Source organism: Hufsiella arboris (assembly GCF_009834875.1).
GTDB classification, from domain to species: Bacteria; Bacteroidota; Bacteroidia; order Sphingobacteriales; family Sphingobacteriaceae; genus Hufsiella_A; species Hufsiella_A arboris.
Genome location: NZ_WVHT01000008.1, coordinates 43,904 through 60,485 on the forward strand (window position 1 = coordinate 43,904; position 16,582 = coordinate 60,485).

General features: G+C 41.8%; 13 protein-coding genes. 3 read left to right on the forward strand and 10 right to left on the reverse strand.

The genetic code is table 11. The features are described from left to right. Position 1: 1 nt before the first annotated feature. The 3 genes from GS399_RS16015 to GS399_RS16025 form a co-directional block, all read right to left on the reverse strand. Complete coding sequence (locus tag GS399_RS16015; protein ID WP_160845664.1) at positions 2–3,361, reverse strand: SusC/RagA family TonB-linked outer membrane protein; 3,360 nt, start codon at positions 3,359–3,361, stop codon at positions 2–4. A gap of 74 nt (positions 3,362–3,435) precedes the next feature. Then, positions 3,436–4,611, reverse strand: a complete 1,176-nt coding sequence (locus GS399_RS16020; protein ID WP_160845665.1) for a sialidase family protein — start codon at positions 4,609–4,611, stop codon at positions 3,436–3,438. 96 nt (positions 4,612–4,707) lie between these two features. Beyond that, positions 4,708–5,850 carry a sialidase family protein gene (locus GS399_RS16025; protein WP_202409483.1) on the reverse strand — a complete coding sequence of 381 codons (1,143 nt, stop codon included), beginning with the start codon at positions 5,848–5,850 and terminating at the stop codon, positions 4,708–4,710. A 229-nt stretch (positions 5,851–6,079) separates the two neighbouring features. Between GS399_RS16025 and GS399_RS16030 the strand changes: the two genes are divergently transcribed. Next, complete coding sequence (locus GS399_RS16030) at positions 6,080–6,994, forward strand: alpha/beta hydrolase (RefSeq protein ID WP_160845667.1); 915 nt, start codon at positions 6,080–6,082, stop codon at positions 6,992–6,994. 8 nt (positions 6,995–7,002) lie between these two features. Here the strand turns inward: GS399_RS16030 and GS399_RS16035 are convergent, their stop codons facing one another. The 5 genes from GS399_RS16035 to ychF form a co-directional block, all read right to left on the reverse strand. Then, positions 7,003–8,250: an MFS transporter gene (locus GS399_RS16035; RefSeq protein WP_160845668.1), complete on the reverse strand. Its 1,248-nt coding sequence runs from the start codon at positions 8,248–8,250 to the stop codon at positions 7,003–7,005. 15 nt (positions 8,251–8,265) lie between these two features. Further along, entirely contained in the window at positions 8,266–9,360 is a 1,095-nt protein-coding gene (locus GS399_RS16040) for a galactose oxidase (protein ID WP_202409484.1), read from the reverse strand. Positions 9,361–9,385: 25 nt separating this feature from the next. Then, positions 9,386–10,333: a dihydrodipicolinate synthase family protein gene (locus GS399_RS16045; RefSeq protein WP_160845669.1), complete on the reverse strand. Its 948-nt coding sequence runs from the start codon at positions 10,331–10,333 to the stop codon at positions 9,386–9,388. 131 nt (positions 10,334–10,464) lie between these two features. After that, entirely contained in the window at positions 10,465–11,163 is a 699-nt protein-coding gene (locus GS399_RS16050) for a FadR/GntR family transcriptional regulator (protein ID WP_160845670.1), read from the reverse strand. A gap of 198 nt (positions 11,164–11,361) precedes the next feature. Further along, on the reverse strand, positions 11,362–12,462 hold the full coding sequence (gene ychF / locus GS399_RS16055) for a redox-regulated ATPase YchF (RefSeq protein ID WP_160845671.1): 1,101 nt from the start codon (positions 12,460–12,462) through the stop codon (positions 11,362–11,364). Positions 12,463–12,607: 145 nt separating this feature from the next. Here ychF and GS399_RS16060 point away from each other — a divergent pair, with 145 nt between their 5' ends. Further along, a complete protein-coding gene (locus tag GS399_RS16060) occupies positions 12,608–13,087 on the forward strand; it encodes a DUF5362 family protein (protein WP_160845672.1) in 480 nt (159 codons plus the stop codon). A 48-nt stretch (positions 13,088–13,135) separates the two neighbouring features. Here the strand turns inward: GS399_RS16060 and GS399_RS16065 are convergent, their stop codons facing one another. Next, on the reverse strand, positions 13,136–13,471 hold the full coding sequence (locus tag GS399_RS16065; RefSeq protein WP_160845673.1) for a DUF3276 family protein: 336 nt from the start codon (positions 13,469–13,471) through the stop codon (positions 13,136–13,138). Between the two features lie 91 nt (positions 13,472–13,562). Beyond that, positions 13,563–15,350, reverse strand: coding sequence for an ABC transporter ATP-binding protein (locus GS399_RS16070; RefSeq protein ID WP_160845674.1), 1,788 nt, complete (start codon positions 15,348–15,350; stop codon positions 13,563–13,565). Positions 15,351–15,460: 110 nt separating this feature from the next. Between GS399_RS16070 and GS399_RS16075 the strand changes: the two genes are divergently transcribed. Continuing rightward, the gene (locus GS399_RS16075) at positions 15,461–16,549 is read left to right on the forward strand and encodes a Glu/Leu/Phe/Val dehydrogenase dimerization domain-containing protein (protein WP_160845675.1); all 1,089 of its coding nucleotides are present in this window, start codon (positions 15,461–15,463) and stop codon (positions 16,547–16,549) included. The last annotated feature ends 33 nt before the right edge of the window (positions 16,550–16,582 follow it).

The window sequence follows — 16,582 nt, forward strand, 5'->3', positions numbered from 1 at the left end:
TTTAGAATCTTAATGATGCACCAAATGTGTATTGTCTTGGTCTTGGATAACCCCCCGGATCAAATCCTACATAACTTTCCGGATTCTGGCCTTTGTATTTTGTCAGATAACCAAGGTTGGTTGCACTTAAGAATACCGTTAAGCCGGTTGATTTAATTTTAGACATGAGTTTCTTTGACAGATCGTAGCTTAAATAAAGTTCACGAAACGCCAGGAAATCTCCTTTTGTGATCATAGTTGAAACATCTGATGCATACGCGCTGCCAGTACCTACATCAGCAGCGGCCTGCCTTACATAATTTTTTTGGCCAACATCTGCATCGCCGAAAGAGAAACGCGCATATTTTTTACCTTCGTCGCCCGGTTTTTGCCAGATGTCATTTCCAAGAGCTTCAATAGGCGCCCCCTCATTATATGCTCTTGCCTGTCCCAACGAACGCGCCAGGTTGCCATTGGATATGACGTGTCCTAAAGCAAAATCCATATTGAAGCGAAGCGTAAAGCTTTTATAGGTGAATGAATTTTGCATACCACCGGTAACATTCGGTGTTTTATAACCTATAAATACCAGGTCCTTCGTATCAATAATGCCGTCGTTATTAATATCGGCAAACTGATAATCGCCGGCTTTTTTTCCGACAGCAAGTCCGCCGGTAGTGGATGCAATATCTTTGTGTGTCGCACTCCATGTTGCAGCCTCCGCATCGGTTGAAAAAACTTTTTCAACCTTCCATGCATAGTAACTGTATGGACGTTCACCTTCAGCAAAACCACCAACTTCAATATCCGTACCTGTGCCAGGATCAGCAATTACGCCGCCACCCTGCCTGTTTTTTAAGCGTCCGTTGTCTGGCAGTGATATGATCTTTTGCGAGTTGTAGGCATAGGCAAGATTGGCGTTCCACCGGAAATCTTTTGCTCTTAATACAGTCGCCTGAAGTTCAATCTCGATTCCCTTGTTTTGAAGCACGCCGTTGTTAAATATAATTGATGAAAAAGGGGCTTCTGCCGGCAGTGGTTTTGAATCAAGCCTGTCTTTTGTAAGCTTGTTATATAAGTCGACGGTTAAATTAATGCGGTCTCCCAGGAAGCCTGCGTCAACAGCTACATCGGTTGTTTGAGTTGTTTCCCATCTAAGGTTCGGGTTAGAGAGATTTGCCCGCTGAATGCCGGAAAGCTGATTGTAGACTGTAGCGGAATAACCGCCATATGTGTCGGTATAACTCAAGTCGTTAGATCCGGCCTGGCCCCAGCTGCCCCGTAGTTTAAGCATGCTTACCAGGTTATTTTGTTTCCAAAAGCTTTCCTTGAAGATGTTCCAGCCTATTGATGCCGATGGGAAAGTAGCGTACCTGTTACCAGGTGAAAAGTTTGAAAAACCATCGCGTCTGATTACCGCATTGACTAAATATCTGCCTTCATAATCGTATCCAAACTGGCCAAAAAAGCTGGCTGATTTATTTTCACTGAGTGTGGTTCCAAAGTTAGTTACATTGGTTACGGTAGTTCCGTTAACGGTTGTAAGCGGTGGTTCACTAATGGTTGTAATGTAATCGTTTGTTCCTCTTTGCGAGCCAATATCTATCGCATTGCCTGTATTGCGGGTGTAATTGAATCCGCCCAGCAACATAAAATGATGAGATACTTTCCAGGAATAATCGTACTGTAAAATCTGATCGATCATTAACTGGCGTGTATTATTCTGGTTTTCTGTTTTTAAACGGCTGGTAGCAAATTGTATCGGATCGGGAAATGCCTTCCTTGAAAAAATAGTTCTGGCGTCGCCGATCAGATATGATACCGCCGGGCGGAAGTGCAGGCCTTTCACAATATTCCAGTCAAGGTCAACTTTTGATACAACCCTTTCTGTTGAAATGTTATTATCGTCATATGCCAGTGTATGGAAACGGTTACGTACTGTTAATACTTCACCGGTAGTTGGCGTGCCATCATCTTTAAATAGCCTTATCAAAGGAGTGATACGCGTTGCACGCACGATGTCGTTGGTATATCCGTCAACATAATTAGGCAGCAAATTCTGGTAATTAAGGGATGCATTTACCTGTATGTTATTGCTTGCTTTAAAGCTAAAGTTTCCTAAAGCGCTATAGCGTTTGTAACTGGTTCCTACAAAAGTTCCTTCCTGGTTTATGTGATTGAAAGACACATTGTAGCTGGCAACATCACTGCCACCGTCGATGCTTAAGTTGTAGTTATTGGTAGTACCGGTATTCCAAAGCAAGTCCTGATAATGGTTGTCGTCAAACAGTAATTTAGAGCCGGGATTAACCGGATCGTCCATTGTTTCCCATCCTTTGGCGAGCAGGTTATCTACGTATGCCTGGCCTTCAACAGCAACGATGTTGTCGTATAGAGCTGTTGTATACATCGCATTTCCATATTGCCCCTTTGCTGTATAAACTTTTGTGCCTGCAGAAAAACCAGCGTTATTCAGGAATGCGTTCTTATCCTGCGGATCTGAAGTGTTTTTGATGGTCGTACGCGCCAGGGCAATGTACTGAGCAGCAGTCATGTATTTTTCCTGGCCTGTTGCTACTTCGCGGTTGGTACGATAGTTAAACGTAATGTTTGCTTTGCCCGAGCCGAACTTACCGCTTTTGGTTTTCACTACGATAACGCCATTAGCACCGCGTGCTCCATAAATAGCTGTTGAAGCGGCGTCTTTCATTACCTGTAATGATTCGATGTCATCAGGGTTTAGGTCGTTCAATGTCCTGAACACGCCATCAATAACAACCAGCGGACTCGAGCCATCAGAGTTTAAATACGGATTACCGTTGGCATTCCCGGTACCTTGACCATACACATTAGGCTTTGAGCCGCCACGTATAATCACGTTTACAGGAGCTGCCCCTGGTTGGCCGTTTGACAATGGAATAGAAACACCAGCGATTTTGCCCTGCATTGCCGCAAGCGGACTCGGATTGGCAGCATTGACCAATTGTTTTGTATCAAGCTTGGATACTGCGGCTGTGTTTTTTTGGCGTGTCTGCTGGGAGTAACCAACGATAACTACCTCTGTCAGCGATTTGCTGTTAGATGCCATCGTAACGTTTATTGCCGTTCTTCCCTTTATAGTTATTTCCTGGGAGTCAAATCCTATAAACGAAAAGACAAGGGTTGAAGCAGTTGACGGTACATTTAGGGAATACTTACCTTCAGCATTACTTGTAGTGCCTATAGTTGTTCCTTTTACCTTAATACTTACACCCGGTAAGGTTTCATTTTTTGTTCCGTCGGTTACTACTCCCGAAACAATTAAGCTGTTTGATTGGCCGTACACCCTTCCTGCGACGAGGAAGCAGGCTAATAGCCATAAATAAATTAGTCTTCGATTCATGATTGTAATTAGTAGTGATGTACTACATATTAGTGGTTTATAATTAGTTTAATTGGGTAGTTTCTTTAATAAAATCAGCGTTTGAGAAGGTTGCTTAAACCGATCGTTTTAAAGGCAATTCCTTCGTATGGTTTGAGGATTCCAGCCTCGTAGAGACAGGCAATTTCATTGTTATAAACTGCGATATCAGAATATGCAGAAGGGCCCTGGTGAATTACTTCGCTATTAATCCAGCTTTTTCCATTATCCAGACTTGCTCTTACCGTTACGTTGGAGCGCGACGTAGCACTTGCAGGATTGCTGAATAATAAGACAGATTTGCGCTTGGATATCGAATAATTAAGCAAGCTGCCCTGGCAAATAGGTTCGATTAAGGTGCTGTCGGTTTTTAACTTGTTCCAAGTTTGGCCTCCATTGCTGCTTACAGTTGTCAACCTGGTTTTATGGGCACGGTTGCTGTTACGCATATTGAGCATTAACCTTCCGTTCGATATCTCGGCTACTGTAGTTTCATTGGCCATATCCTGCGGTGTATTATTGCCTAATTTCCAGGTCGCGCCGTGATCGTCAGAGTATATAATATGAGCGAAGTTTTTATCAGTTGAAGCTTCCACATGGTTTACAGGCACAACCAAACGGCCTTTATATTTACCGTGGGACAGTTGTACTCCATGACAAGGCCCGGTAGCATACCATGTCCAGTCGGGCATTTTTACCTGGGATGTAATCTCCCGCGGGGATGACCAGGTCGTTCCTTCATTATCCGACGAAAGAACATAAACACATCGGCCGCTTTTACTTTTTTGATACCTTATTTCTTTTTCATGATCTGTCCCCAAATTCCATGTACTGATTAACCATATTTTTCCGGTAGTGATATCCTGAATAGGCACGGGATTGCCACAGGTATTGGTAGAATCACTCCAAACTACCTGCATATCACTCCAGGTTTTACCGCCGTTTGCTGAGCGTCGTAATACGAGGTCGATATCACCTGTATCTCCGCAATTGTTTTTACGTGCTTCCGCAAAGGCCAGTAAGATGCCATTTTTTGTGGTTAGTATCGCGGGAATACGGAAACATGAATAGCCGTTGTCCCCAGGTTTGTACAGATAGTTAAGAGGTTCGCTGCGTGATATCAGGCTATCGTTTGTTTGAGCAATGCAATCAAAATGTTGCGCGACAAAAAAACAAAAGACTACCGTAAGACCGCGGAAAAGCTGTTTCGCTATTTTTAACTGTATAGTCATGAAATATTGTTATAATTGGTGATAGCAAATGTAATTATATTGTTATTATGTAGTACATAAAAATGAAAATTATTTTGGTTTAAATAATGTACTGCATTAATATCCCACAGGTTCAGTTGCGCCATTTACTATCCATGGCAGATTAAATTTGTGAAATACGATCGAGCGATGACTGGTACTGCTATTGCCTGTGTCTTCATTATATTCAATCAGTGCGCCTACCTGGAGGTCGGCTGTTTTTGCAAGGCTTGAATAACCACCCAATTTTCCGGGAGACGATCCGAATGAGGGGATATCGCGTCCAATAGGATAAGTAGTGCCTTCATCATAACTTATCCTTATTTTCATAGCTGTTCTGGTAGTTTGACTTGCTGAGTTTAGAAAAAGTATCCGGTTAGGTTTCGGATCGTTGTACCGCCAGACAGAGCCTTCGCTGGCAGGATCCGGAAGATTTGTATTCGAAGCCCATGTGGGAAAGCCGCCGCCAAGAGAACCTGTAGCTACTTGCCGGTAAAGCGGGAGTGTTGAAGTAGGGCGGTCGTTTCTTAGCAAATCACCATTTAGTTTCTCGATAATTGTACTTTCTGTCGATTTTGTGGTTCCATTGGTGATAACAGATTCAGTCCAGGTAATGCCATGGTTGGTACTATAAATATTACGTCCGTAAGCTGGGATTATAAGAGTGCCGGCATCTGTGCCATGCAGCTTATAAATACCGGTTCCCGGTCCGATCCAGTCTTGTGCCGTTCCTGAAGGTTGTGTTGTACTGGTAACGTTCACAGGTGCAGACCATGTTGCTCCTTCGTCGGTACTTGAACAAACCCATACAGTCCTGTCTCCTGGTTGAAAAGCGAGGTACGATCCGTCCGGGTTTGAATAATGCGTAGAGTCGTTATGAAGCATAAATACAAAAATTTTACCGGTGGATTGGTCGACAACCGTCGTTGGATTACCATCTGTGTAATTTCCAGGCCCGGCGATCGCCTGAAGCGGCTGCCATGTCACGCCGTCGTCAAACGATCGCTTACAAACTATATTAATATTGCCGTAATCCTTGTTGTTGTCATTTCTTCCTTCGCAGATAGCAATGAGATAGCCGTGCTCAACGGTGCGTATTAAAGATGGAATGCGGTAGGAGTGATAACCATCCAACCCTCCCGTGAATATCTTTTGTGCGGAATAAGAAGGATCAGCTGATAACTTAAATTTGTTCTCCTGGTTTATTACTGTTTTAGCCAAGGCGTTCTGAATTGGTTTTTTGCAGGAAATGGCCAACAGTGAACTTATTGAACATAGCGTAATAAAAGCTTTTGGGTAAAAAGAGCGGGCTCTTTTTGTAAGGCATTTTTTCATTTCGTTTTATGGTTTATAATCTGGTTACAACGGGCGTTGCTTTAACAAATATATAATTATGTTCTACATAATAACAAATATGTTTTGTTATTTTTGTTAACGATTAAAACCAATTATGAAAAGTATTTCTGTTATCACTATCATGGCGGCATTGCTATTTGTTATTACTGAATCAAAGGCTCAGACCGTAATTCCTCTGTATAAAAAAGTACCTAATTCAAAAAAAAGTGATGTGGAAGAAAAAAGTGATTCCACTTCCAAACGGGGTAAGGTAAGTAATGTCGTTAATCCGACGATTACAGCTTTTTTTCCTGAAAAATCAAAAGCGAACGGTACGGCTGTTATTATCTGTCCAGGAGGAGGCTACTCGTACCTTGTGGTTAATGATGAAGGCAGCAATGTGGCAAAGGAATTTGCTGCGCGCGGTGTAGCTGCTTTTGTGTTGAAGTACAGGCTGCCAAATGATGTGATCATGGTTAACAGGGAGATAGGTCCTTTGCAGGATGCCCAGCAAGCGACAAAAATAGTTCGCGAAAATGCAAAAGAATGGAATATTGATCCGGCGAAAGTTGGAATAATGGGATTTTCAGCCGGCGGACATTTGGCTTCAACGGCGGCAACTCACTATCAAAAAGCGGTGATTGACAATCCTCTAAAAACTAATCTGCGGCCGGATTTTGCTTTACTGATCTATCCTGTAATTAGCTTTCAGGATAGTATTTTACATAAAGGATCCAAAAAAGCACTCATCGGGGAAAACGCTGGTACTGAAAAAGTTATAGAATACTCTAATGAAATGCAGGTTACTGCTGATACGCCGCCGACGTTTCTGGTACATGCCTCCAATGATAAGGTTGTTCCTGTAGCTAACAGCATTAATTATTACACGGCATTGCAAAAACATGGAGTAAATGCGGAGATACATGTTTATCAATCAGGAGGTCATGGATTTGGATTGAATAATCCAACCACAACAGATAAGTGGCTGGAGCATTGCTTCAATTGGATGATTGTTAATCATCTTTTGTAGTCAAGAGTTTAAGCTTTTTTGCCGATCCTGATCCTTAGCAGAGACCATGCTGCAATTATCATTAGTATCGCCGAAACCTGATAAATAATAGCCAGACTGATATTTGCATCCATAAGCATACCACCTACATAAACCATTAAGCCGCCGATGATCGTGCTTAAAAAGTTAAGAAAGCCATATCCTGTGGCAATATAGCGTTCGTCTATAACCTGGCACAGGATTGGCATCAGGTTACTATCATTAATTCCGCGAGCAATTCCGTATACGATCATCGCAATAATAGCTATGCCGAATACATGTGTTGATGCCATTAGAAAAAGAAAAGGCGCGCCTAATGTAAATCCGATAATAACCATATATAAACGGCTGCGTTTATTGGTACGGAACCATCGGTCGGCAAGAATGCCCCCTAATACCACACCTAAAAATGAACCGATTTGAATGTATCCAGTTGCTGAAAGTCCGGCCTTACCCAAATCGAGTACAAAGTGTTCCTTTAAAAAGGTTGGCAGCCAGCCGTATATCATCCAGTTAACCACACCTAGTATGCAGAAATAGAAAAGTAAAACCAGGAAAGAACTCTCAGAAACCAACATTTTTACCGTTTGAAACAGATTTAACCGCTCCTCTTTCGAATCAGGTAATTCTGCCTGTAAAACTTCCGTTGTGCTATGTTTTTTATCCTGCAAAAAATAAATAAGGATAATTCCGTAAACAACCCCGAATAAACCAATCATCTGAAAACCATAGCGCCAACCCCACAACATGGAAATATAGCCGCCCACGCCGCCTAATGCCTGGCCGGCATACAAGCCGCTCATATGAAGTCCCGTTGCAAAAGAGCGGGTTTTACCTTTGTGATAATCGGCTATCATTGCCAATCCTGCCGGAATATAACATGCCTCACTGATGCCCATGATTACCCTAGCTATCAGCATTTCATGGAAAGAAGTAACAAATCCCGTCCAGAGAGTTACGGCAGACCAGATACAGACGCTAAATACAATGATGCTTTTACGGCCATATTTATCAGCTAAATAGCCGCCTAAGGGGCTTAAAATGCCGTATGATATTAAGAATACGGTAGTGAGTAATCCAAACTGTGCATCCGTCAGCTTAAAGTCTGACACAATGGGATCACGCATGGAAGTGATCAGATTTCTGTCAAAGTAATTGAGGAACGCAACTATCCAAAGTATTCCTACTATTGCCCATTGGTAAAAGGATCCGGCTGGTTTTGTAATTCTGGTTTGCATTTGTGATTAGTCGGCTTAGAATTTTATCAGGTTAAATTGATCCAAATTCAATGAGATTAATTTTGGAGTGCGAACTGCCGGCCGTACTTCGCCGCAGGGAAATACTACATAATTATTCCAGGTCACTGAAGTCGTAGTAACAGGTATCCAAAGGCTGCCATTGGGATTTGTAGCCGCATCCGGCTTCTTAGATGTTTTTAATTTGATATTATCGATCCAGGAATTGGCAGGAATGTCATACCTCAGTACATGATCTGAAAAGCCGGGATGCTGATCCTTTAGAACAGCTGTACTATCAGCTAATTTTCCATCATCACCGCCAAAGATCAGCAAATTGTTCCTGTTTAATTCAAATGCAGGACCTGGGGCTGCTACAGTAGCTGCCGGCATATCGGCAAGTCTTTGCCATCCTTTGCCAGGAACATATTTGTAAGCGTCGTTGAGATAATGCCTGTGAGCAGTGCCATTTCTTTCCTCGAGGTTTGTACCGCTGAAAAGAAAAAACCCTTCTTTATCTACAGATCCCGCCACGCCAAGCATGCGTGCAGGACCGGGCCAGCTCTCCAATTGTTGCCATTGACAGGTTTTCGGATCAGACAGATTTAAAGACCAAAAAATACTGGCGGCGCTTTTGGCATCGGGAGAAAGCAACCCGCCGGCGATGTAAATTTTATGATTGAAAACGGCTCCGCAGGAATTTGCCAGCGGTTGCGGCAGATCGGCCCATTTTTCTATTATTATTTTCTTACTAACATAGCTGATTGCATAAACAGTTGCGAGGTGTCCTTCAGCATTACTGCCACCAATACAAATCAGTTTATTATCGTAGCTAATAGAAACGCCATAGCCCATTGATTGTGGCAGCTTTCCGGCAAGTACCCATTTTCCGGTAGGTTTATCTAAAGCAAATATTTTATCGGTCCATACTTTTTTAGATCCGGTCCAGGGTGCCCCGCCGTCCGGGAAGTTAGCTCCACCGGCAACAAGCAGAGATCCGTGAGATAAACCTGCGAATGAACCGGCAAAACCGAATTTGTCTGGTACGGCTGCTAGTTCGTCTATTTTTAAAGTAGTTGTTTTCCTTTCCTGTGCTTGCGTAAATACCGTCATAAATAAACAGATGATAGATAATAAATTACATTTCATGTGATGTCTCAAAAAAATTGGGGATCAATTGCCTGGCTCTTTCGCGAACCGGCAAAACATGTTGATCTGCGATCCATTTATAGGGCCATCTTAAACGAGTTCCCACTTGATAACAACCGCCAACCGCAGCTAAGAATTTATCTAACGCTGGATTTGAAAAACCGTTCCTTTGCAATGGCGCAATACATTCCTCAAAAAAGGCTAAGATGTTTTTTTCGATTTCAAGCGCTTCTTTTATGTTGGTTTGCATCAGTTGCCACCACTTTTGCGCAGCTTTAGGATTGATGCATGCTACATTTGAATAAGCGCCTGACGCAATGCCGCATTCAACACCAGTGGCCAATAAATGTCCGGGAACAAAAATGGACAAATGCGATGCATATTGTTCCATCTCTTTTGCCCAGGTCTGGTCATGGCTTAATAACTTTACGCCAATCACTTGTGGTATATTTTCAAATAATGAGTAATCCTTGGGTTGCAACACAAACTTGGCGTGTGGCGGGTTATAAAGAACCAATGGAATATCGCCTGCTGCGTCGGCTAATCGTTGCATATAATCCAGCAGTTCTGATTCGGTAGCAATTATCCAATCAGGTAAAATCAATTGGATAGCGTCGGGTTTCAGCGCTGCGGCAATTTTCAATCTTTCTAATGAAATAATAGGAGAGGGATGACTGGCGCCAATCTGAAATCGCATTCCAGTGTCGAGGCATTTTTCCGAAAGTATTCTATTAATCCGCGCATACTCATCTTCGGTTTGATTGTGAAATTCTCCGGCTGTTCCATTTGAGTATATGCCATCGACCCCGGATTCAATGAGCATGTCAATTTCACCGGCAAGTTTCTGATAGTTGATCGAGTCATCGGCATTAATTGGTAGTAACAGGGTGGCCCAATTACCTTTTAAGTTCTTGGCGTTTAATTTTTCCTTCGTCATATATTAAGCCATTGGCGGGCTATAGGTTCACATCACAAATGTAAAAATAAAGTTATTATGTAGTACATATTATTAACTTTATTTGGATGCGCAAAAAAATAATATAATGATTAGCAGATCTGAAGGGAGAATTATTTATTAGCTAAACTATCGAAATGGGGTTTCAGATGCTCGTACATGCCAGCTTTAAAATCTTCTTTGGTGCCGGTTTTGAGAATTTCAACCAGATCCACATGGTTCACCTTTCCAATTTTGTATTCTTCTTTTTCCATGGTTGTTACATAGCCGAACACCGGAAGGAGCATTACCTGGAAACGTTTTAAGGTATTGTTACCAGTCATCTCATATAGCTTTCCATGGAAAGCTATTTCGTTTTTCACTCTGAATTTTTTTTCGCCTTCGTGGCCTTCATCGCGAGCGATTTTTTCTAACTGTAAGATGTCTTTATCGGTTTTTCTCAAAAATAATAAATCGGCTAAACCCATTTCGAGTACCAACCGCAATTCAAATAAGTCTTGTAAGGTGCTGTCATCAATAATCAAGGGATCCAGTACACGTTCAAATGTACCGAGGACATCAGGACGGGCAAGTAGCATACCACGTTTTTTCCGGGTTTCTATCATACCCAGCATTCGCAAACGGCTTAACGCTTCACGTACAACATTACGGCTAACGCCAAGAGCAGCTACAAGTTCCATTTCTTTTGGAAGCGGATCACCCGGCTTAAAAGATTTTTTCTTGAAATATTCTCTTAACCGAAGTTCCACAATATCAGCCATTGTGTCGGTTGAAACACGTCCAAGATCTTTACTTAAATTTTCTAAAGCCATTGTAATACGCTATGATCACAATTATACGCAATTATTATGTAGAACAAAAGAATTACATTAAGCCAGGCCGCTTGTTTTTGTTGTTGACTTAGTTGGCAGCGTTAAAATAAAAAAGTCGTAACTCAAAAGGTTAACGACTTTTTACCTGGAATAAGCATTAACCGGGTTGATTAAGCTTATATTACTGTAATTTAAAATTTACACATTAAACCGGAAATGCATTACATCACCATCTTCAACCACATACGTTTTGCCTTCCACGCTAAGTTTACCGGCATCCTTACACGCATTCTCCGATCCGTATTTAACGAAGTCGTCATATTTAATTACTTCGGCGCGGATAAATCCTTTTTCAAAGTCTGTGTGGATAACGCCGGCGGCCTGAGGCGCCGTAAAGCCTTTTGTAATCGTCCATGCGCGAACTTCCTGAACGCCGGCTGTGAAGTATGTGTAAAGATCAAGGAGTTTGTATGCCGCACGGATCAGTTTGTTAACACCTGATTCGTCAAGCCCCATATCACCTAAAAACATCTGACGTTCATCGTAACTTTCCAGCTCGGCAATTTCCGATTCAATCTTCGCCGAAATAATCAATACTTCAGCGTTTTCATCTTTTACTGCTTCCTTTACTTTTTCAACATACTGGTTGCCGGTATTTACAGACGCCTCATCCACGTTGCATACATATAAAACAGGCTTGGATGTAAGAAGGCTCAAATCTTCAATAAATTCAAAATCTTCTTTGCTTATCGGGGCTGTACGTACGGATTTGCCCGATTCAAGATGTTGCTTTACGGCGCTTAAAATATCGTAGGTTTTTTTCGCGTTTTTATCGCCGCCGGTTTTGGCCATTTTTTCAACCTTCTGAATGCGTTTATCTACCGTGTCAAGATCTTTTAACTGTAGTTCTGTATCGATAATTTCCTTGTCACGAATCGGATCAACAGAGCCGTCCACATGAATTACATTACCATCGTCAAAACAACGTAACACATGGATAATTGCATTTGTAGCCCGGATATTCCCAAGGAACTGGTTTCCCAAACCTTCGCCTTTGCTTGCTCCCTTAACCAATCCAGCTATATCGACGATCTCAATGGTATTTGGAACAATTTTTTGAGGATTTACCAGTTCTGCAAGTTTATTTAAACGTTCGTCAGGTACGGTGATAACGCCAACGTTTGGCTCAATTGTGCAAAAAGGAAAATTTGCAGCCTGAGCCTTTGCATTTGATAAACAATTAAAGAGTGTTGATTTTCCTACGTTGGGTAAACCCACTATGCCACATTGTAAGCCCATTTATATTTATTTACGATTTACGTTACTTTAGCTGATAAACTAAAGCCGGCAAAGATAGTAAAATTAACAACTGCCATTAGCTAGTACAGGCATTGTTTTGTATCTTGATCGCTAATAAATCTAATCCTAAACCCTATAATTAACTATGGAGTCAAATCATTTACAAGATGATGATAATCAGGAATTTCCGGATATGAAATTCAATGACACTATTCAGTACTATGTTTACGAAGCTGCGAAGTGGGCAAAAATTTTGTCGATTGTCGGTTTTTGCATCATTGGCCTTATTGTCGTGTTCGCCTTATTTATAGGGAGTGTGCTTACTTTTCTGGGCAAATTTGGGGGCGGCATGATGCCAGCCAACGTTAGTGCCGGATCACTTACCGTGGCATACTTGTTTATGGCGGCAATTTATTTTTTCCCTACGTTGTATTTATACCAGTTCGCTTCAAATGCAAGAGACGGTGTTGGGTATAATAGCGAGGCGCAACTTACCGAAGCTTTTTCAAAACTGAAATCATTCTTCAAGTTTTGGGGTGTGTTTACGCTGATTATAATCGGTTTCTACGCAATTTTATTTCTATTTATAATGATCGGAGGCGTTGGGGCTGCCCTAGGCCAATAAAAAAAGCCATCTTTTTAGGATGGCTTTTCGTCTTATAAATTGAATTAATTAAATATCAAATGAGAAATCGTCTTCTACTGAAGCTTTTGCAGAATCAGTTGGATTTTCTGAATACTCATAACGTTTCTCAACAACTTCCTGGTGGTCTTTAATATATTCAACCGTCTCCTTCAAGCCTTCAGCGAATTTTTCGAAATCTTCTTTGTAAAGAAAGATTTTGTGTTTCACAAATACCCCATCTTCCAAGCGTTTTTTACTTTCAGTGATGGTCACGTAGTAATCATTTGAGCGTGTTGCTTTTACATCAAAAAAATACGTGCGTTTTCCTGCTCTCACTTTTTTTGAAAAAACTTCTTCTCTCTCTTTGTTGTCAAAATCTCCCATTGTTGGTAAAGTTATAGTTTTGGTTGCGGTAAATATAAACTATTAATTATTAAACTTCAAAATGCTGATAATCGCTTTATACTGAGTTTTTTCAATTTTGTTCCTCTTCTTCAAGCAATTGTTTTTCATAGAGCTCGAAATAGGCTCCTTGCCCTTCAATCAGCTGATCATGGGTTCCCTGTTCGATGATCTTTCCCTGATCTAAAACCAATATTTTATCAGCGTTCTTGATGGTAGATACACGATGCGCAATAAGGATACTGGTTTTACCCTTCATGTTTTTTCCCAGGTTACTCAGAATTTCTTCTTCGGTTTTAGTATCAACGGCCGACAGGCAATCGTCGAATATCAGGATCGCTGGCTTTTTTGCAAGGGCGCGAGCAATGGAAACCCGCTGCTTTTGTCCGCCAGACAGGGTTATGCCTCTTTCGCCAATCATTGTTTCAAAGCCTTGTTCCAGTTCAACGATATTCTGGTAAACCGCTGCATCTTTGGCTGCCTGTTGTATCTCATGGCTTCCAATAGCCGAGTTGCCGAAAGCGATATTATTAGCTATCGTCTCCGAAAAAAGAAAGACTTCCTGTGGTACAAAACCTACCTGCTGCCGGTAGCTGGCTAAATTTAGTTTTTGAATCGGATTGCCATCGATGAGCAGCTCGCCGGAAGTTACATCATACATTCTCATAATAAGATTGGCAATAGTTGACTTCCCCGAACCTGTTTTGCCGATAATTGCCACGAACTCACCTGGCTTAACGGTAAAGGAAACGTTGTCCAGTGCTTTAATCCCGGTATCAGGGTAAATAAAAGATACGCCGCTAAATTTTATTTCGCCCGTAATTATCGTCTGTTCCTGGGTATTCGAAACGATCTCGGGCTCTGTGTGTAAAAATTCGTTGATTCTTTTTTGTGAAGCAGCGGCACGTTGTATTAATGAAGTCACCCAACCCAGGGATATTACCGGGAAGGTAAGCTGGTTTACATAGATTATAAACTCAGCAATGTTTCCGGAAGTGATCGTGCCATTCATCACCTCGCGGCCTCCGATATAAATGGTAATTATGGTGCTTATTCCAACTAATAATACCATCAAAGGAAAAAATAGCGCCTGTACACGAACAAGTGCCATCGAGTTGGTTTTATAACGTTCACTTTCTGCGGCAAAATTCGCACGAATAGTATCTTCCCTAACAAATGACTTAACGATCCGGATTCCCGAGAAAGTTTCCTGTACAAGGCTGGATAGTGCCGAAAGCTGCTGTTGGATCATTTCGCTGCGCCGGTTGATGATGCTGTTAACGAAATAGATAGCTAAAACGAGTAAAGGAAGTGGCAGCAGGCAATAAACAGCAAGTTTTATGTTTACCGTGATCATAGCGAAAATGATCATGACAGACAGTACTACAGTATTAATCGTATACATAATCCCGGGGCCGAGGTACATCCGCACCCGACTCACATCTTCGGTAACCCGGTTCATTAGATCGCCCGTGTTGTTCCGCCTGAAAAACGCCATTGAAAGCTGTTGGTAATGGCTGTAAATCTCATTTTTAAGGTCATACTCGATATGGCGTGACATCAAGATAATTGTTTGCCGCATAAAAAATAGAAACAATCCACGAAGGAGAGACAGAAGCAACACGGTAAGTCCAAATAACATCAGGCTGTAGCCGAATATCCGGTAAACGAGTTCCTGCCGGTCAAACCCATTAAAGAGCATGTAAATACTGATGTTTTCTTTTACAAGATCGAACGCGACACGAATTACCTGAGCGGGCAAAACGGCAAATATATTCGAAATGATAACGAAGAAAATCCCGGGTATAAGGCGCCACTTATATTTAATTAAAAACTTATTCAGGTAGGCGAGATCTTTCATTTCAGAGTGCGCAAAATTAGCTATTATCGCACAGCTTTCGCTTTTGACACTATTGAAATTGTAAAATTTAGTATTTTTGCAGCGGCGAGCCGTTCCCATCATAAAAAAATATGACGATAAACAACCAGGAAGATCATGAGATTTTTAAGCAGCTAAGCCAATGGGGGCACCAAAAAGTTGTTTTTTGTCATGATGAAGACACCAACCTTAAGGCAATCATTGCGATTCATGACACCACGCTCGGGCCTGCTTTAGGAGGTACCAGGATGTGGCCATATAAAACGGAAGCCGAGGCGCTTAACGATGTTTTACGCCTTTCGAAAACCATGACATATAAAGCTGCCGTAGCCGGAGTTAATCTTGGCGGAGGGAAAGCTATCATCATCGGCGATAGTCGTATTCACAAAACTGAGGCGCTTATGCGCCGTTATGCGCGCTTTATTCAGAATTTAAACGGTTCGTTTATTACTGCGGAAGAATTGGGAACAAATCCGCGCGATATGGAATATATCCGCATGGAAACCCAGTATGTCACCGGACTTCCCGAGTCAATGGGCGGCAGCGGCGACCCATCGCCGGTAACAGCAAGAGGTGTTTTAATGGGTATTAAAGCCTGTTTGAAGCAGACCTTCGGTAGTGATTCACTGACAGGTCGTTCTGTTGCGGTACAAGGAATCGGCAGCGTTGGCGAAACCCTGGTAAGATTATTGCGGGAAGAAAATGCAAAAGTTTATATCACCGATATCAACGAAGAACAGTTGCAGAAAGTAGCAAAGAAGTATGGAGCTGAGGTTATCACTAATCATTCGCTATTCGAATTTGAATTTGATGTTTATGCCCCTTGTGCGTTGGGAGCGACATTAAATTCGGAAACCATTGGAAAGCTGAAATGCAGTATAGTGGCAGGTTCGGCAAATAACCAGCTGGCGGATGAAACACTGCATGGTAAAATGTTGCTTGACCATGATATTGTTTATGCCCCTGATTACCTCATCAACGCTGGAGGGTTATTTAGTGCATATTCTGAAATTGCAGGTTACAGTAGAAAACGTACCATGCAATTAACCGAAAATATATATAACGCAACACTTGAAGTTTTAAAAAAATCGAAAGCAGAAAATATTACCGCAACTCAGGCTGCCAATGAACTGGCAGAGAAGCGTATTGCGGATATTAGAAAAATAAAAGGCTCTTATTAATAAATCTGGTTTAACAACCAACATCGTTCTTAT